Genomic DNA, 17,330 nt, shown 5'->3' with positions numbered 1-17,330 from the left:
TGCGTGATTTGATGCGATCCTCGGAGTGATGAATGCGGTCGATCCAGACAGCAAGACTTAGTCCCTACGTCGCAGCGTTGAATGCCTTGAACGAAGATAAACGGCTGCGCTGCCTCAAGCCGCGCGTGGGGATCGATTTCGCATCGAACGACTATCTGGCGCTCGGGAACGCCTCGCGCATCAAAAAGGCGATGGTCGCCGCGCTCGAGGCGGGCACTCCGGTTGGAGCCGGCGGGTCGCGGCTTCTGCGCGGCAATTGCGAGGAGCATGAACGGCTCGAAACAGAAGCGGCTCAGTTCTTTGGCGCGGAGGCAGCGCTTTTCTTTGGAGGCGGCTACATCGCAAATTTTGCCCTCCTGACAACGCTCCCGCAGCGCGGCGATCTGCTCGTTCTCGATTCGCTCGTGCACGCCAGTATTCACGAGGGGGCGCGGGCCGGTCGCGCAGAGTGTCGAATTCACGCGCACAATGATCCCCAGTCAGTCGAAGACGCAATTCGCGCCTGGCGAAACAAAGGTGGAGCGGGCCGCGTGTGGATTGTGGCCGAAAGTCTCTACAGTATGGATGGCGACTTCGCTCCACTCGAAGAGCTAGTGGCAATCGCCGATCGCCAAGACGCGTTTCTGATCGTGGACGAGGCACATGCCACAGGCGCTTACGGGCATCAAGGACGAGGGCTCACGGCCCCTTATGACAAGCGCGAAAATCTCATCGTCGTTCATACCTGCGGCAAAGCGCTCGGTGCGGCGGGTGCACTTGTTACGGCCTCCGGCATCTTGCGCGATTTCATGGTCAACCGCTGCCGTCCGTTTATTTTTGCCACCGCCCCATCACCATTGATGGCCGTTGCCGTTCGAGAGGCACTCCTCACCCTGCAGAAAGAGCCGGAGCGGCAGCAACGGCTGGCCAAACTCGTTGCGTTCGCGCATCGGCAGATCACCTCGCTTGGTTTGCGCACACCATCGACCTCTCAGATCGTGCCCTACATCGTAGGTGACAATGCTCATGCAATGCGACTTGCCTCTGCTCTGCAGGCGCGCGGCTTCGATATCCGCGGAATTCGGCCGCCAACCGTCCCTGCAGGCACCGCCCGCTTGCGAATTTCGTTGACACTCAATGTTGGCGAAGCGGACGTGCGCGCGATGCTCGATGCGCTGGTTGAGGTGACGAGGGGCTCGTTTCGATGAATAAACGGATCGTCGTGACTGGTACGGACACCGGGGTCGGCAAAACGGTATTCTCCGCAGGGCTCGCCGGGCTTCTCGGCGCGAATTACTGGAAGCCGGTCCAGGCTGGACTCGAACAAGAGATCGACTCCGAGTGCATCCGCCGCCTCGGTGGCCTCTCGTCCGATCGGATTGTCCCGGAGCTCTATCGACTTCGGACGCCCGCGTCGCCCCATCACTCAGCGGAGATCGACGGCGTTCGCATAGATACAGAGACGCTTGGACTGCCGGACAGCGGCGAGCGGCGACTCGTGATCGAAGGCGCCGGCGGACTCATGGTGCCGCTGACAGCGCGCACGCTTTACATCGACATCTTCGAGCGCTGGCAGCTTCCCGTCGTGCTTTGCGCAAGGACGGGACTGGGCACAATCAATCACTCCCTGCTCTCCATAGAGGCTCTGCGGAAGCGTCAGATTCGAATCCTTGGGATTGCGTTCATTGGCGAAAGAAACGCCGAAACTGAAAGCGCGGTTTGCGAGATCGGGAGAGTGCGTTGGTTGGGACGGCTCCCGTGGCTTGTTCCCCTCACAAACGATAGGCTGCAGGCCGCTTTCAAAGACTCCTTTGTTAGCAGCGATTTCCTGAACCTATGAAGACAGCTAAGAGGTCGCCGATCTGGCATCCGTTCACGCAGCATGCTCTACAGCGGGATATGACGAAGGTGGTCCGGGGAGAAGGGGCCTATCTCTACACCGAAGATGGCCGACGCCTTATCGATGCAATCTCCTCCTGGTGGGTCGTGACCCACGGCCATTGCCATCCATGCATCGTGAACGCGATCCGAGAACAGGCAGGCAAGCTCAACCAGGTCATCTTCGCCGGATACACTCACGACCCGGCTGAGCAGGTTGCGACGGAACTATTGAAGGTCACCTCCCCAGCGCTCGAACATGTGTTCTTCTCCGATAGCGGGTCCACCAGCGTCGAAGTCGCGCTGAAAATGGCGCTCGGCTACTGGCGCAATACCGGAAGAGAGCGAACCAAAATTGTGGTGATGCAGCACTCGTACCATGGCGACACGATCGGGGCGATGTCGGTAGGTAGCCGAGGCATCTTCAATGCGGCCTACGGGGCGCTGATGTTCGAGGTGACCTCGATTCCGTTCCCGGCAAGAGATTGTGAGCAAAGAGCTCTCGATGCGCTTGAAAACGCGTGTCGAAACGAACATCCCGCAGCCTTTATCGTGGAGCCCCTGATATTGGGTGCCGGTGGAATGCTGATGTATTCGCCCTCGGTGCTAAGAGAGATGAAGCGGATTTGCGAAGCCTTTGACGTCCTGTTCATTGCGGACGAGGTCATGACAGGCTGGGGCCGGACGGGTACCTTGTTTGCGTGTGAGCAGGCCGATGTCACGCCCGATATTGCTTGCTATTCGAAAGGCCTCACGGCTGGGGCGCTGCCGCTCGCCGTCACACTGTGTCGTGCCGATATTTTCGATGCGCATTATTCTGAAGATCGCACGCGTACGTTTTTTCATTCGAGCTCATATACGGCCAATCCAGTGGCCTGTGCCGCCGCCAAGGCTAATCTGGACCTATGGCAGGATCAGGAGTATCGCTGGCGGCTGGCATCCTTGGCGAGGATGCAAGAACAGGCACTCGCGCCGTTCCGCCTCGATTCACGGTTCGCAAACGTGCGGCGCACAGGAACAGTCACAGCGGTTGAACTCAACACGCGCGATGCTGGCTATCTGGCGGACATCGGTCCGAGGCTTTTGGCTTTCTTCCAAGCGCGGGATCTGCTGTTACGCCCACTCGGTAACACGATCTACGTGATGCCGCCTTACTGCGTTACGGCGGCCGATCTTGATGAAATCTATACTGCCATCCGCGACGCTGCTGACTTGCTGATGTGAGATGCACGAGACTGTGCGATCGTCTGCAGTGACAGGATCTTGGAAGGGAAAGTGCCCGTATTGCTGCTTTTGATAGTGCAACGAGGATGCAGCCCCCAACTTAAGCGCTCCCGATCCAACTGCCGCAGTAATTCTGCGGGCTAGTCATGCAAGGCGCAGCATTTGACCGAAATGTCGAGCGAATTGCGTAAATCACGATAGAGAAATCAATTATCTTGACCAAATTCTCGGCGAGGCTATCTGCGGAAAGTACTGCTTCGCGAGGCAGCCGCACATCAGAGTCAAGGCTCTTGATGGCTGCAACAACCAGGAAGACGGACCGCCGGGCGGGCCGCACCTTCGGTGCGCGCGTGGTGCTGTGGTCAGAGGGCAGCGGGGCTTCCTAGGTAAATGTCTGACAGGAGGCGAGAATGCACATTGGCTTCCGTAATTCCCTCGACCATTCAGCCACTTGCTGCGCGATATGCGGCGGAAAGTTTGGGCTGATCCGCCATTACTGCTGGCGAACGGCTCTTTGCTCGAAGAGATGCGTCAACCGCTTCAAGGCGCGGCGGGAGGCCGATCAGAAATGGCTTCGTTGGCTTCGAGCGGCTTAGGAATGGACTGAGTTGTGCCGGTACGGCCCTGGTCAGAGAATTCGAGTGGCCCTCTAGAGCACGTGGAAATCAAGTGACAGAAACATCGGCAAAAATAATCGACTTCACGGCCTACAGGGCCAGCAGGCTGGCGCGGTCTGAGCGCGTTCGCGACGACATCTACTCGACCGCGACTCTCGCTGCGCTTACGGCGGCCTGTCACCTTTGGACGTTCCTGGCCTGCCATCCGTTTGCTTTGCTCGGTGCGCAGGCGCCGAAGCAGGAGTCTCACGAGTCCCCCTAGCGGGCAGACACGGAGATGTGCCCTAAAGACGAAGTCCCCACTGCGCGCATCTGCGCTCGGTCCGGTCGCCGTCACCGTTTGGAGAGACTGCAATCAGCCCAGAAACGCGTGCAGATGGTGGCTCGTCGCGAGCGCCGCTCCTCGATTGAGGGCGCGGCTGGCATAGCCGCTGAAACTGCACGTGAAGACGAGCCATCGGGTGGTGAAATGGATGAGGAAGGTCTTGTCTCATGGTTGCGCGACCATTGGACTGTTTTTGCGCTGTTCCCCAGTTCTAGACAACTGGGATCTCCATCCTCCATGCCATTGACAGGTTTCTCCCGCGTTCTCTAGGAAGCGCCGACGGTGTGTGCGGAGCGGATTCAATATGAGCCACAGTTCAGAGCAGCCTCTAGAGCGTGTCACGATTCCGGCACTGCAGCAGTGGAAGGATAAAGGACGGCGTGTCGTGATGACCACCGCCTACGATGCGGTTGCGGCGCGCATCGCGGATCCCATTGTCGATATCATCCTGGTCGGCGATAGCGTTGGAAACGTCTGCCTGGGATTCGACAACACGCTGCCCGTCAGCGTGGCCATGATGAATCATCACCTGGAGGCTGTTGCGCGCACGAGGCCTCATGCCTTGCTTGTGGCCGACATGCCCTTTCTCAGCTTTCATGTCGGTTCTGAGGATACGATTCGCAATGCAGGAGGTTTTTTACAGCGTGGCGCCGATGCTGTGAAACTCGAGGGTGGTGCCAAACGCATCGAGATGGTACGCGCCTTGGTCGATTGCGACATTCCTGTGATGGGACATCTCGGTCTGACCCCGCAGAGCGTCAACGTCATGGGTGGATTCAAAGTGCAGGGAAGGACAACAGATACCGCCTTGCGGTTGCTCGATGACGCGCACCGTCTGCAGGAAGCCGGTTGCTTCGCGCTTGTCCTGGAGGGCATTCCTGCCGAGCTCGCGGCGCGAGCGACCGAATCTCTCACGATACCCACCATCGGGATCGGAGCAGGAGCCGATTGCTCGGGCCAAGTGCTCGTGTTTCATGATGTCTTGGGGCTAACCGAAGGCCATCGCCCCAAATTCGTTCGTGCCTATACAAATGGATTCCAGTTGTTCCAGGAGGCGCTGTCGCGCTGGGCTGCCGATATCCGCAAAGGGGCGTTCCCGGGCTCAGAGGAGTGCTATCGGCTTCCTGATCAGCTTCGGCATGCCGTCGCCAACTGGGTGCCCTCCAGTTCAACCTCAAGGTAAGAAATGAAAGTAATTACGAAGGTGGCTGAGCTGCGTCGCGCCCTTGCAGACGTTCGCAATGCCGAAAAGCGCATCGGATTCGTTCCGACGATGGGATACTTGCACGACGGCCACCTGGCCTTGATCTCGGCCAGCCGGGAACACTGCGACGTCACTGTCGTTAGCATCTTCGTCAACCCCACTCAGTTCGGCCCAAATGAGGATCTCAGCAGGTACCCCCGCGACTTCGCGCGCGATGAAGCGTTATGCGGCAGTGCCGGGGTCTCCATCATCTTCGCGCCAAGTGCAGAGGAGATCTATCCGGCTCAATTTGAGAGCTTTGTCGAGCCGGGCGAACTCGCAAAGCCGCTCTGCGGAGCTTTCAGGCCTGGACATTTTCGTGGTGTAGCGACCGTCGTCTGCAAGCTATTCAACATGGTGCAGCCGGACGTCGCGTACTTTGGACAGAAGGATTTTCAGCAATGCGCGGTAATACGCCGCATGACGGTTGATCTGAATCTTCCGATCGAGATTGTCACTGTGCCAACCGTGCGGGAGCCAGATGGGCTGGCAATGAGCAGTCGCAACCGTTATCTCTGCCCGGAAGAACGTGATCGGAGCTTGGCGATCAGCCGTGGCTTGTTCGCCGCAGCGCATGAGTTTGCCTCAGGGGAACGCGACGCCGCAACGCTGATTGCGCTTGCAAGAAGGCATTTGGAAAGGGTCGATCGACTACAGTACCTTGAGCTTGTCGACCCTGGGACTCTAAGGATTGCTGACAGCCCTCTGCGCTATCCGGCGGTGCTCTGTGTCGCAGCGTACGTCGGCTCCACGCGGTTGATCGACAATGTAGTCCTGTCCTGGTCGCCATCGTAGCGAGATCCGCAAGTGATTGCGCTCAGGAGCAGTCGAACCGGATGGGCTGGCCCTGAAATCCTCAACATCCTGGAAGAACTCTCGAAGACGATCCGGAACTGCCCTTTGCGTGCTGAACAACTCCCCCACGCTCGAGCTCATGATGTCGGTTGGAGATTGGCTCTGCCGCTGACGGGGTGGAGCGAGGCGGGGCCGCTCCACGCTGCCGAGATCATCCGCCTGCAAGCGGGCATCGCCAAAGGAGATTCGCTCAAAATCGTGTGCTGCCAATACGTGCGATTATGGATCAACAACCACGCGCCCATGACCATGAAATTACTTCACGATGGCGCAGACGACCTCGTCAAGCTGCAAAAAGCCGAAGCTCCCTAAGAGCGGCCAGGGGCGAGTCAAGGGGGCAGTGAAGCGCGGGCGCCGGATCCTGGCCCGATTTCGTCGCCAGACGTCGGGCGGGCGCTGGTTTTTGACGCAAAGATATGCTTCACCGCAAGAATTGGTCGCGATGTCCCTCTACAGTGTAGGATGCCAGGCGCTCGGGTTTGGAGCCGATAGGTGCCGTCTTGTGAAACGACATCGGAGCAGTGGCAAGCTATTTCTACCAACTCCATCGGGGCAGGTATGCCGAAGCGCAGCAGGCGCGATAAACGGCAAATCCTCTGGCCGCAATTGAACCTGATGAGGCTCGGCAACGAGCTAGCACCGTGCGAGCATTGGCCTGCGGCAGCCGCCCAGTCAGTCCGGCGCGCAATAGATGGCCGAGCATGCTGTACATCATCGCAGAGCATGATCGCAGGGAGCTCACATTGGCCTCTGAGCTCTAGCAAGCTTGTCTGCTAGGCCCAGACGGCCGACGAGAAGACAAACGCAGGCCGATCAAGCGAGCTGCCGCAATGGATCAGCGATCGCAGAGGTGCTGGACATTGCACCGCGCTGGAAATCGGCCGACCGGCAGTCGCGGAGGCTCATGCGCTCCGATGTACTTGAGTTGCGGTCCAGCAAATGCCCATTATCTTCCCCGATGGTATGAGGGAGATCTCTCAATGCTGGACGTTGGCACGATCACGCTTCTGCGCACGATCCTGGATGAGGTTTGCGTGAGCGTCCCACCGTATGACGCCGGCGTCCGCGCCTACGTTGCCTCCAGAATCCTGGAGGCCGCCACCAGAGGTGAGACGCGCCCCGATCTGCTTAAACAGATCGGTCAGGAAGCTCTTTCCAGAGCACCAACGATGTGGCGATAGATCTAGGACATGGCTTGTCATTGAGGTGAATTTCCAAGTCACAGTGCTGAAGATCCAGCTCGCAGAGTGTATCGTGGTCGCAAATCGATGGTGGCCTAACGTCACCCAAGACGCGGCGTTATCTGATGTGAATCGGTTGGCGCGCTGCTCGGTGCCCGGCCGATCCTTGAAACGAGAGAGCAGCTCGCACAGCAGACGCCGCATCCAAGCCTTGGCGCGCACCCTTGCGCGCCACGATGCCGGTGAGGCGACGCTCCAATAACCTTCGTCCGGAAACGGGGGCGAAGTCAGTGTTCGGCGCCGGAGCGCCGTCAACTCACGCGAGCCGGTGCGCCGTTGCTATTTACTCCTGTGTGAGCGCCGCAAGTGCCCTTTCGATCACTGTGATGTCTTGACTGACCTGAGCGATCGCTGGCTTCGGATCAATGCCGGTAACGCAGTTCAACTGCTGCAGCAACTCCCGCCGATGCGCCAGAAGGTTCTCCAGCGCGCTGCGGTTGTTTAGTTTCACATAGCCGTCGACAATCAGTCCAATCGAAAGAGACATCGAAACTCTCAAACAAAGCTGTTCTCAACGAAGATGCGTATAGCACATCGGCAAACGATGTTCAGCTCCTCGGAAGAGAATACTGACGGGCGAGCTTGTTAGCGACAAGCGTCCGGCGCCGGGAGCGTGACCGACTATTCCTTGCGCCTTCCAAGCGCCCAGCTCTGTTTGAGCGACTAGCCGAGCAGAAAGACGGCGTATGGTGAGCCAAGAACGCTGCGGGTCGTGGCGATGGAAATGCTACGCTAGCGGAAGGAGTGTTGTCACGAACTGCCATTGTCCTTATCTGCCCGCCGAACGGCTTCCGAGATGCGATGGCGGGTGGCGCGTTGATCGACGACATGCTCGCCTGAATATCTCTTCGTAGAGATTGCGACGACCTCAGGAGCGTCCAGGATGCTCGATGAATATTTGGCCCGCATTCGTGCTCACCGCACAAACATCCACCGCTATCGTCGCCTGCTGAAGTCGAACCTGTCGGATGTCGAACGTCAGTTCATCGAAAAACGCCTCACCGAAGAGCAGACCGCGCTGGAGTTCCTTTCAGCCGAGACCTTCCCGCTCGCGTTTAGCCTCCGGAAGGGGCGGACATGCCGGCAAACTAGTCGCGGAGCCGCGAACGACGCGCGCGTTCCGGGCGGCCTGATCCGAGGCGCGGTGGGACCCCACGGCTGACCCTCCCAGCTGCGCATCCTCAAAAACCGCTCTGTACCGCGGGCTGTACCTAATTTGCGGGTTCTGATCGCGGCGGGCTTTGTCGAGTCCGATCGCCAAACACTTTCGAGCAGCATCACTGACTTCAATCCGGGACCTCTTCACCAGCGGATTAAAAAGCACCACTGTTCGACCGGTTCTCGCTCAGGACTTGTTTGTACTCGGCCATATCTCGGCAGTTTGTTAGATTGGCTACACGCCTAGCCAAATCGTTCTCACTAGCCAGCTGAGACAGCCACAACTTCATCGTTCATCGGTCTGCGACCACGGCATGAGATTTGCTCTGCTGGCTGAAACGCTGCGGAACCGTATTCGCGGCGAGAGGCACAGCAAGGAAGGAAACGACTTGCCAAATCTGCGAGTGGAGACAGTTTATGTCGGCGGCAGTATCTCCAGCAGCATTCTGGTGAATACACAGGCAAGCGGCGGTACCGCCCGAGACGTGGTACATCAAGTTGGTACGCGCCGATCGGCTGCGAAATACCCTCGTACCGATATTTTTACTAGTCGCCGTCGGGCAAATGGCAGGCCTTTTGCGTGTAGCCGATCCCGTAGGACTACTGCCCAGGTTCTCCGCGGCCGACGGTCGGTTGTTTCGACGGAGACCGCAGTCGGCCGCGCGACAGGGAAGGCGCCGTTCCGGAGCAGAACAACGGCCTCCAGCTTTTGGATCAATCAGAATCGGGCAACACCATGATTGTGCGTAGTCTGCACGACATTGAAGCAACCGATCACTTCGTCGATTGGGGCAATGGTACGAGCCACCGCCTTCTGACGGATAAGGACGGCATGGGTTTTAGCATCTGCCACACCATCGTGCGCGCTAACACCGTTTCTCTTCTGCAATACCGGAATCATCTCGAAGCCTGCTTCTGCATCGGTGGAGAGGGCGAGGTCGAGGACATGGACGGCAATGTCTTTCCTATTCGCCGAGGCGACATGTATGTGCTTGACAAGCATGACAAGCATCTCCTGCGCGGGGGACCGGACAAGGACATGATCCTCGTTAGCATCTTCAACCCGCCCCTCACCGGAACCGAGCGCCACAAGCTGGACGACCCGGCAGGCTCCACATATTGAGCGATGCGAAGAAACGCCAATCCAATATGAACTGCCGCTAATTGCGAGAAACATTTACTCGAGCGATCCAGCACTGGCTCGTACCGCACGCGCGGACTTTTTACGAAATGCCCACGCGATGCGGTTAGGTTGAGCTGACAAATTTACTTTGGCATTCCAGGTCCCTTTTTTTCTTGTCCGGAATACCCGGCGGGCGGGGTCTTGTGCGATTGATAGCGCGCTTAGTTGTACGATGTCTGGCGACGCTGTTGGACAGCTGACACAGCACCGCTGTGGCTATCGCATTGATTGCACTCGATTTCACCTTTGGCACGATACATGCGTAATCGTCTAAAGGGCGCCATAGAGGAGAAGTCGTTCGATGAGAACGCTTACCAGAAACGCTGACGCGCTTGAGTAGCAGCTGCGATACCGCCGCCACCATATTTGGTGGTGCGGAACGTTGGCGGAAGATTGAGTGATCCGCTTTGGCGAAGGGTTTCGTCACATCAATGCAGGCCAGCCAAAGCCCGAAAACAGATCCGAACCGATGTGAGCGATTTGCGTGAATCAAGGAAGACGCCGTCCGATCTTGAGCGATGATCAGGTGCAGAGCATATCTGCCGCGGATGAACTGCGGGCGCGTGGGGAGGAGTTTTGGCGACGGCGGCTCGAGCAGTTTAGCAGATTGCATCCGCCTTTCGTGTCATCGTCCGTGGCTGCGGCGCCGTCCCGATGGCAGTCGAGTTCATGGTTTAGCCCAAGCGGTTTGGCTATTTCCCCACAAGATCGCTCGGAATATTTGGTAGCAGCTTGGCTGATCTATCTCGCTCGGATCACGGGGCAACAAGAGTTTCAACTGGGATGGAAGCCTGCATGGGACCGATTGCAAACCGGCTCCAAACTCGTGATGGCCTCCGTCGTGCCGATGGATGTTCGCATTGAGCTTGCTCATGATTTTGAAGAAGTACGCAAAACCGTAGCGGCCGAAGTCGCTCAGCTGAGGGCGCACGCTAGCTTTGCCCGAGATCTTATAGCGCGCTGCCCGACATTGCGAGGAGTGGTGGCGCTACGGGCGCGCCAGCCTTGGCCGATTGGCATTGCAATCACGACAGAGAGCTGTCACGCCGCTGATGCTCTGACGACGAACCACAAAGCTGGGCATGCCTTGTGCGGCGATTTGCTGACCTTTGAGGTTTGCGCTCTGGATGGGAGCTTCCGCTGGCATTTTGATGCCGCTCGATTAGCACCGAAGCAGATCGACCGCATGACGCAGCATTTGCAAACTTTGTTACGCGGCGTGATGGCCGATGCTGGGCAGCCTGTCGGCCGAATAGACATTCTGGCCGCCGACGAACGCACGTATCTACTTGAGGATTTGAATCGGACGGCGGCGCCTTATCCGTTTGAGCTATGTATCCATGAGCTGTTCGAGGCGCGGGTGCAAAAGGCACCGGAAGCGGTGGCGGTGGTCTATGAGAAGGAGAGACTGAGCTATGGCGAGCTCAATGCGCGGGCCAACCGGCTGGCGCATCATTTGATCGAGCTCGGGGTCAAGCCGGACCAGCCGGTGGCGATCTGCCTCGAACGCAGCCTGGCGATGGTAGTTGGTCTCTTGGCGATCCTGAAAGCGGGCGGCGCGTATCTGCCGCTAGATCCGGCTTATCCGTCGGCGCGGCTGCGGCAGATTGTTGGCGATGCAGAACCGAAACTGCTGCTTTGCGATGTCGCCGGTCGAACCGCATTGGGCGCCGAAGCCGTGGCCGATGTGACGGTGGTCGATCTGGAGACGGCGACCCCGACTTGGGGCGAGCGGCCGCCTTCGAACCCGGACCCGGGCGCGCTTGGCCTTTCATCGCGCCATCTCGCCTATGTCATCTATACCTCCGGCTCAACCGGAATCCCCAAGGGCGTGGAAATGTCCCATGGCGCGCTTGTGAATTCGCTTGCGGGGATTGGCACGTCAAAACTGCGCACACTTCAATTCGCGACCCTGAACTTCGATGTGTCCTGTCAGGAATTGTTCATCTGTTGGAAGGACGGCGGAGTGCTTGTGCTCGTGCGGGAAGAGACCCGGAGGCACTTCTCCGACCTGCTGGAATTTATAGAGCGGGAGGCGATAGAGCGGCTTTTCCTCCCGTTCGTGGCATTGAATCATTTTGCGGAAGTCTGGAGCGCGCAGCGCGTGCAGCTGCCCTCTTTAAGAGAGCTTTATACAGCCGGCGAGCGATTGCAGGCCACTCCACTGCTTAGGACGTTCTTCGAAGCACATCCGAACGCGAGATTGATCAATCAATATGGGTCCACGGAAATCAGCGTCATTTCCGAGCACCACCTTGCAGCTGATCCGTCATGTTGGCCCCAGATGCCTCACGTCGGGCGTCCAATCGTCAACACGCGGGTGTACCTGCTGGATGGCCATGGCGCGCCCGTGCCGTTCGGTGCGGTCGGCGAGCTTTACATTGGCGGGGCGGGGGTGGCACGGGGCTACCTGAACCGCCCTGAGCTGACCGCCGAGCGGTTCATCGCCAGTCCCTTTGTCGAGGGCGATCGGCTGTACCGGACCGGCGACCTTGCCCGTTATCTGCCGGACGGCAATCTTGAGTTCCTGGGCCGCAACGACGATCAGGTGAAGATTCGCGGCTACCGCATCGAGCCGGGTGAGATCGTCGCGCGGCTCTGCGAGCACGCCTGGGTGCGCGAGGCGGTGGTGCTGGCGCGCGAGAACGACGCCGGTGACAAGCATCTGATCGCCTATGTGGTCTGCGCGCCCGAAGCCGGCTCGGATGAGGGCGGTGGAGGCGGGCTTGCGGGCGCCTTGCGCGCGCACTTAAGTGCGCGACTGCCGGACTACATGGTCCCGAGTGCGTTCGTGCGGCTGGCCGCGCTTCCGCTGACGGTGAACGGCAAGCTCGATCGGAACGCGCTGCCGGCGCCGGCCGATCAGGCCTATGCGCTGGCGGCCTACCAGTCGCCGCAAGGTGCGGTCGAGACGGCGCTGGCGCAGATCTGGGCCGAGCTCCTTGGTGTCGAGCGCATCGGGCGCAACGACCACTTCTTCGAACTGGGCGGCCACTCGCTCTTGGCCGTGCAGATGTCGAGCCGGCTGTCACAGGCTGTCGGGGTCGAACTGCCACTGTCGACGCTGTTCGCAAGGCCAGTGTTGAGTGACCTGGCGGCAAGCATCGTCGAGCTGTTGAGCTGCTCGGGTCCGCAAGAGCTGCCGTCGATTGCAGCCGTGTCGCGGCATGAGCCGCTTGTGCTGTCGTTTGCGCAGCAGCGGCTATGGTTTTTGGCTCAGCTGAACGAAGGCAGCACCAACTATCACATTCCGCTGGCCTTGCGATTGCGCGGGATGCTCGACCGCAGCGCCTGGCAGCGCAGCCTTAACCGTCTGTTTGCACGTCATGAGGCGCTGCGCAGTGTGTTTGTCGCGACCCAGGGCAAGCCCCGGGTTGAGGTTTTGCCGCCGGACGCGGGTCTGCCAATAGTTGAGCATGATCTGCGGGAGAGATCGGATGCGGAAGCGGCATTTTTGGATCTGTGCCATGAAGAGGGGCGCACGCCGTTCGATCTTGCGCGCGGTCCGCTGATCCGCGGTCGGCTGATCCGCACCGCCGACGAGGAACACGTCTTCCTGCTGACCCAGCATCACATCGTCTCGGACGGTTGGTCGATGGGCGTGCTGCTGCGTGAACTTAGCCAGCTCTACCGGGCATTCCAGGCCGGGCAGGACGATCCTCTGCCGCCGCTTGCGATCCAATATCCGGATTACGCCGCCTGGCAACGCCAATGGCTGTCGGGGGAACGGTTGCAGCAGCAGGCGCAGTATTGGCGCAGCGCGCTGGCGGGCACAGCCCGTCTTGTCTTGCCGACGGACCATGCGCGGCCTGCCCAGCAGTCGTTTGCCGCGGCCGCGGTCCCGATCACCGTCGATGCGGATTTGACGCGGGAGCTGAAGCGGCTGAGCCTGCAGCATGGCTCGACGTTGTTCATGACGGTGCTGGCGGCCTGGGCGGCGGTGCTGTCGCGTCTGTCCGGGCAGGACGATCTTGTGATTGGCGTGCCGAGCGCCAATCGGGGGCACCGCGAGATCGAAGAGCTGATCGGCTTCTTCGTCAACACTCTGGCGCTTCGGCTGGACCTGTCGGGCAAGCCGCGCGTGTCGGAGCTTCTGGAGCGGACGCGGCGCACGGTGCTGGCTGCGCAGGAGCATCAGGACCTGCCGTTCGAGCAGGTGGTGGAGATCGTGCAGCCGCCCCGGGCTCTTGATCACACACCGTTGTTCCAGGTGATGCTGGCCTGGGAGAACAATGCGGTTGGGCCATTGGACCTGCCGGGGCTGAGTGTCGAAGCTGCCGGGGAGGAGATTGATCAGGCCAAGTACGATCTGGAGCTGAGCCTTGGCGAGCATGGCGAGGAGATCGCCGGAACGCTGGGTTATGCCACGGCGCTGTTTGATCAGGCGACGATCGAGCGGCAGCGTGGTTATCTGCTGGCGCTGCTGCGGGCGATGGCAGCCGATGCGCAGCAAGAGGTCCACCGGATTGAGCTGCTCTCGACTGCCGAGCGCACGTATCTGCTGGAGGAGCTGAACCGGACGGCGGCGCCGTATCCTGCGGAGCGGTGCATCCACGAGCTGTTTGAAGTGCAGGTGCACAAGGCGCCGGATGCGGTGGCGGTGGTCTGCGAAGATGAGCAACTGAGCTATCCCGAGCTCAATGTGCGGGCCAACCGCCTGGCGCATCACTTGATCGCCCTCGGGGTCAGGCCGGACCAGCCGGTTGCGATCTGCGTCGAGCGCAGTCCGATGATGGTGGTGGGGCTTTTGGCGATCCTCGAGGCCGGCGGGTCGTATATGCCGCTGGATCCGGCCTATCCGTCGGCGCGGCTGCATCAGGTGCTCGACGATGCGGCGCCGCCGCTGCTGCTGGCCGATGTGGCCGGCCGTGCCGCCTTCGGCGCGGATGTGCCGGCCAAGGTGAGCGTGGTGGAGCTCGATGCTGCGGCGCCGGCCTGGGCCAGCCTGCCGGAAGCGGATCCTGATCGGCGCGCGCTCAGCCTGACCTCCCGCAATCTCGCCTATGTGATCTACACCTCGGGATCCACCGGCAGGCCAAAAGGGGCACAGAATGAGCATCGGGCTATCGTTAATCGCCTGATCTGGATGCAGGACGCCTATGGTCTGAAACCAACAGACGTCGTGTTGCAGAAGACGCCATTTAGCTTCGATGTCTCGGCCTGGGAGTTCTTTTGGACTTTGCTTGAAGGGGCAACGCTGGTACTGGCGCCGCCCGGTGCGCACAGAGATCCCGATACGTTGGTCGACTTGATCGTCAGCCAGCGCATCACGACGGTTCACTTCGTGCCATCCATGCTGGTCAGCTTTTTGGATGCGAAGAGTGTTGACCGCTGCACATCGCTGCGGCAGGTTTTATGCAGCGGCGAGGCGCTCCCTGCCGCCAGTGTGTATAGGGTTCGGCGCGTATTGCCCTGGACGCCCTGCACAATCTTTACGGTCCGACTGAAGCCGCGATCGACGTGACATCCTGGAGCTGCCCGGCTGAGTTTGATGAGGCCATCGTCCCGATTGGCCGCCCTATTGCCAACACGCGGGTCTACTTGCTGGATGGTCATGGCGCGCCTGTGCCGTTCGGTGCGGTGGCCGAGCTCTGCATTGGCGGGGCGGGGGTGGCGCGGGGCTACCTGAACCGCCCTGAGCTGACCGCGGAGCGGTTCATCCCCAGTCCCTTTGTCGAGGGCGACCGGCTGTACCGGACCGGCGACCTGGCGCGCTACCTGCCGGACGGCAATCTGGAGTTTTTAGGGCGCAACGACGACCAGGTAAAGATTCGCGGCTTCCGCATCGAACCGGGCGAGATTGCGGCGCGGCTTTGCGAGCATGCCTCCGTGCGCGAGGCGGTGGTGGTGGCGCGCGAGGATGGTGGCGGCGAGCAGCGGCTCGTTGCGTATGTCGTTGCCGCCGGAGCTGAGGAATCTGATCTTGCCGGCGGTTTGCGGGCGCATGTGAGTGCGGGGCTGCCGGACTACATGGTCCCGAGTGCGTTCGTGCGGCTGGCGGCGCTTCCGCTGACGCTGAACGGCAAGCTCGATCGAAAAGCGCTACCGGCCCCGGGCGACGAGGCATATGCGCGGCGGACCTACGCGCCGCCTCAGGGCGAGATGGAGACGGTGCTGGCGCAGATCTGGGCCGAGCTGCTGGGGCTGGAGCGGGTCGGACGGCACGACAACTTCTTCGAACTGGGAGGGCACTCGCTCTTGGCGGTGCAGATGATGGAGCATCTGCGGCGGCGGTCACTGCGCATCGAGGTGCGCACCTTGTTCGTCAAGCCAGTGCTCGCGGATCTGGCCGCACGCCTGGGCCGCCATCACGAGGTGGCAGTCCCGGCCAACCTGATCACCGAGCGGAGCGTGGCGATAACGCCGGAGATGTTGCCGCTGATCGAGCTCGCGCAGGACGAGATCGACCGGATCATCGCCACGGTACCCGGCGGGGTTTGCAACATCCAGGACATTTACGGTCTGTCGCCGCTGCAGGACGGCATCCTGTTCCATCATTTGCTAGCGGCAAAGGGCGATCCATACCTCCTGGTGTCGCAGATGGCGTTTGCCGAGCGTGGGCTGCTCGCGCGCTATCTTGCCGCGATCCAGCGGGTGGTAGATCGGCATGACATCCTGCGTACCTCGTTTGTCTGGGAGGGGTTGTCGCGGCCGGTCCAGGTGGTGTGGCGGAAGGCGCGACTGGAGGTGATCGAGGTCCAGCTGGATGGCGCTGATGGCGCTGGCGCTGAGCAGCTCAGGAACCGGTTTGATCCGCGCCGGCACCGCATCGAGCTCGGCCGGGCGCCACTGCTGCGGTTTGTGATTGCGCGCGAGCCCGGCAGCGCGCGCTGGCTGTTGCTGGAGCTGCAGCATCATCTGATCGGGGATCACGCAACCCGGGACGTGATGCATGCTGAAGTCCGGGCCAAGCTGGAGGGGCGCGAGCATGAGCTGACGGCGCCGCAGCCATTCCGCAATCTGGTGGCGCAGGCGCATCTACGCGGTGATGCCAAGGCGGATGAAGCGTTCTTCCGGGAGCTGCTGGCCGGCATCGACGAGCCGACCACGCCCTTCAACTTGAGCGAGGTGCGCGGCGACGGCGGCGGGGTTCGTGAGGCGTATCGGATGCTGCCGCCAGCGCTCCATGCGCGGCTGGCGGAACAGGCGCGGCGGCTGGGCGTGAGTCTGGCGAGCCTGTGCCATCTGGCGTGGGGGCAGGTGGTGGCGCGCAGCAGCGGCCGCGAGCAGGTGGTGTTCGGCACGGTGCTGCTGGGCCGCCTGCAGGGCAGCGCCGGCGCCGACCGCGCCATGGGACTGTTCATCAACACCCTGCCGCTGCGGCTTGATCTTGATGGGACCGCCGTCGAGGCGAGCGTGCGGACCACGCACGCCCGGCTGGCCGAGCTGCTGACACATGAGCATGCCTCGCTGGCGCTGGCGCAGCGCTGCAGCGCTATTGCGGCGTCGGCGCCGCTGTTCAGCACGCTGTTGAACTATCGTCACAACAAGGCGCCGGCTGTGCCCGGCTCCGGGACGGATGATGTCTTGTCGGGTATGGAATGACTGGGCGGGGAGGAACGCACTAACTATCCGCTGACCCTGTCGGTTGAGGATTTTGGCGAGGCGCTGGGCCTCACTGTGCAGG

The 17,330-nt window shown here is 60.7% G+C and carries 12 protein-coding genes; 11 read left to right on the top strand and 1 reads right to left on the bottom strand.

The annotated features are described in order from the left end of the window. Positions 1–32 precede the first annotated feature (32 nt). The 7 genes from CIT37_RS32925 to CIT37_RS32895 all read left to right on the top strand — a co-directional run bounded on the left by CIT37_RS32925 (position 33) and on the right by CIT37_RS32895 (position 7,302). Entirely contained in the window at positions 33–1,187 is a 1,155-nt protein-coding gene (locus CIT37_RS32925) for an 8-amino-7-oxononanoate synthase (protein WP_011084892.1), read from the top strand. Further along, entirely contained in the window at positions 1,184–1,819 is a 636-nt protein-coding gene (bioD, locus tag CIT37_RS32920; RefSeq protein ID WP_011084893.1) for a dethiobiotin synthase, read from the top strand. The genes CIT37_RS32925 and bioD overlap by 4 nt, the downstream gene beginning before the upstream one ends. After that, complete coding sequence (locus tag CIT37_RS32915) at positions 1,816–3,081, top strand: adenosylmethionine--8-amino-7-oxononanoate transaminase (protein WP_011084894.1); 1,266 nt, start codon at positions 1,816–1,818, stop codon at positions 3,079–3,081. The genes bioD and CIT37_RS32915 overlap by 4 nt, the downstream gene beginning before the upstream one ends. 1,246 nt (positions 3,082–4,327) lie before the next feature. Beyond that, positions 4,328–5,206, top strand: coding sequence for a 3-methyl-2-oxobutanoate hydroxymethyltransferase (gene panB / locus CIT37_RS32910; RefSeq protein ID WP_028153345.1), 879 nt, complete (start codon positions 4,328–4,330; stop codon positions 5,204–5,206). 3 nt (positions 5,207–5,209) lie between these two features. Continuing rightward, the gene (panC, locus tag CIT37_RS32905; protein WP_011084897.1) at positions 5,210–6,061 is read left to right on the top strand and encodes a pantoate--beta-alanine ligase; all 852 of its coding nucleotides are present in this window, start codon (positions 5,210–5,212) and stop codon (positions 6,059–6,061) included. A 12-nt stretch (positions 6,062–6,073) separates the two neighbouring features. Further along, a complete protein-coding gene (locus CIT37_RS32900) occupies positions 6,074–6,433 on the top strand; it encodes a hypothetical protein (protein ID WP_011084898.1) in 360 nt (119 codons plus the stop codon). A gap of 668 nt (positions 6,434–7,101) precedes the next feature. Next, complete coding sequence (locus CIT37_RS32895) at positions 7,102–7,302, top strand: hypothetical protein (protein ID WP_014497761.1); 201 nt, start codon at positions 7,102–7,104, stop codon at positions 7,300–7,302. A gap of 343 nt (positions 7,303–7,645) precedes the next feature. Here the strand turns inward: CIT37_RS32895 and CIT37_RS32890 are convergent, their stop codons facing one another. Further along, the gene (locus CIT37_RS32890; protein WP_014497760.1) at positions 7,646–7,849 is read right to left on the bottom strand and encodes a hypothetical protein; all 204 of its coding nucleotides are present in this window, start codon (positions 7,847–7,849) and stop codon (positions 7,646–7,648) included. A gap of 396 nt (positions 7,850–8,245) precedes the next feature. On the opposite strand from CIT37_RS32890, the gene CIT37_RS32885 reads away from it, so the two are divergent. From CIT37_RS32885 to CIT37_RS32870, 4 genes are all read left to right on the top strand, one after another. Then, entirely contained in the window at positions 8,246–8,524 is a 279-nt protein-coding gene (locus CIT37_RS32885) for a hypothetical protein (protein WP_011084900.1), read from the top strand. 732 nt (positions 8,525–9,256) lie between these two features. Next, the gene (locus CIT37_RS32880) at positions 9,257–9,643 is read left to right on the top strand and encodes an ectoine synthase (protein WP_028154427.1); all 387 of its coding nucleotides are present in this window, start codon (positions 9,257–9,259) and stop codon (positions 9,641–9,643) included. Positions 9,644–10,214: 571 nt separating this feature from the next. Next, positions 10,215–15,167: a non-ribosomal peptide synthetase gene (locus CIT37_RS32875; RefSeq protein ID WP_275937771.1), complete on the top strand. Its 4,953-nt coding sequence runs from the start codon at positions 10,215–10,217 to the stop codon at positions 15,165–15,167. Continuing rightward, the gene (locus CIT37_RS32870; protein WP_275937770.1) at positions 15,164–17,248 is read left to right on the top strand and encodes a condensation domain-containing protein; all 2,085 of its coding nucleotides are present in this window, start codon (positions 15,164–15,166) and stop codon (positions 17,246–17,248) included. Before CIT37_RS32875 ends, CIT37_RS32870 begins: the two co-directional genes overlap by 4 nt. Positions 17,249–17,330: the final 82 nt, after the last annotated feature.

The organism is Bradyrhizobium ottawaense (genome assembly GCF_002278135.3).
Classification (GTDB): domain Bacteria; phylum Pseudomonadota; class Alphaproteobacteria; order Rhizobiales; family Xanthobacteraceae; genus Bradyrhizobium; species Bradyrhizobium ottawaense.
The sequence above is the reverse complement of the archived record's forward strand: the minus strand, read 5'-3'. Positions and strand labels throughout refer to the sequence as shown.

Excerpts from the sequence above, each read along its gene's own strand:
- CIT37_RS32915 (WP_011084894.1), top strand. The coding sequence starts at position 1,816 with ATGAAGACAGCTAAGAGGTCGCCGATCTGGCATCCGTTCACGCAGCAT.
- panC (WP_011084897.1), top strand. The coding sequence starts at position 5,210 with ATGAAAGTAATTACGAAGGTGGCTGAGCTGCGTCGCGCCCTTGCAGAC.
- CIT37_RS32895 (WP_014497761.1), top strand. The coding sequence starts at position 7,102 with ATGCTGGACGTTGGCACGATCACGCTTCTGCGCACGATCCTGGATGAG.
- CIT37_RS32885 (WP_011084900.1), top strand. The coding sequence starts at position 8,246 with ATGCTCGATGAATATTTGGCCCGCATTCGTGCTCACCGCACAAACATC.
- CIT37_RS32880 (WP_028154427.1), top strand. The coding sequence starts at position 9,257 with ATGATTGTGCGTAGTCTGCACGACATTGAAGCAACCGATCACTTCGTC.
- bioD (WP_011084893.1), top strand. The coding sequence starts at position 1,184 with ATGAATAAACGGATCGTCGTGACTGGTACGGACACCGGGGTCGGCAAA.
- panB (WP_028153345.1), top strand. The coding sequence starts at position 4,328 with ATGAGCCACAGTTCAGAGCAGCCTCTAGAGCGTGTCACGATTCCGGCA.
- CIT37_RS32925 (WP_011084892.1), top strand. The coding sequence starts at position 33 with ATGCGGTCGATCCAGACAGCAAGACTTAGTCCCTACGTCGCAGCGTTG.
- CIT37_RS32890 (WP_014497760.1), bottom strand. The coding sequence starts at position 7,849 with ATGTCTCTTTCGATTGGACTGATTGTCGACGGCTATGTGAAACTAAAC.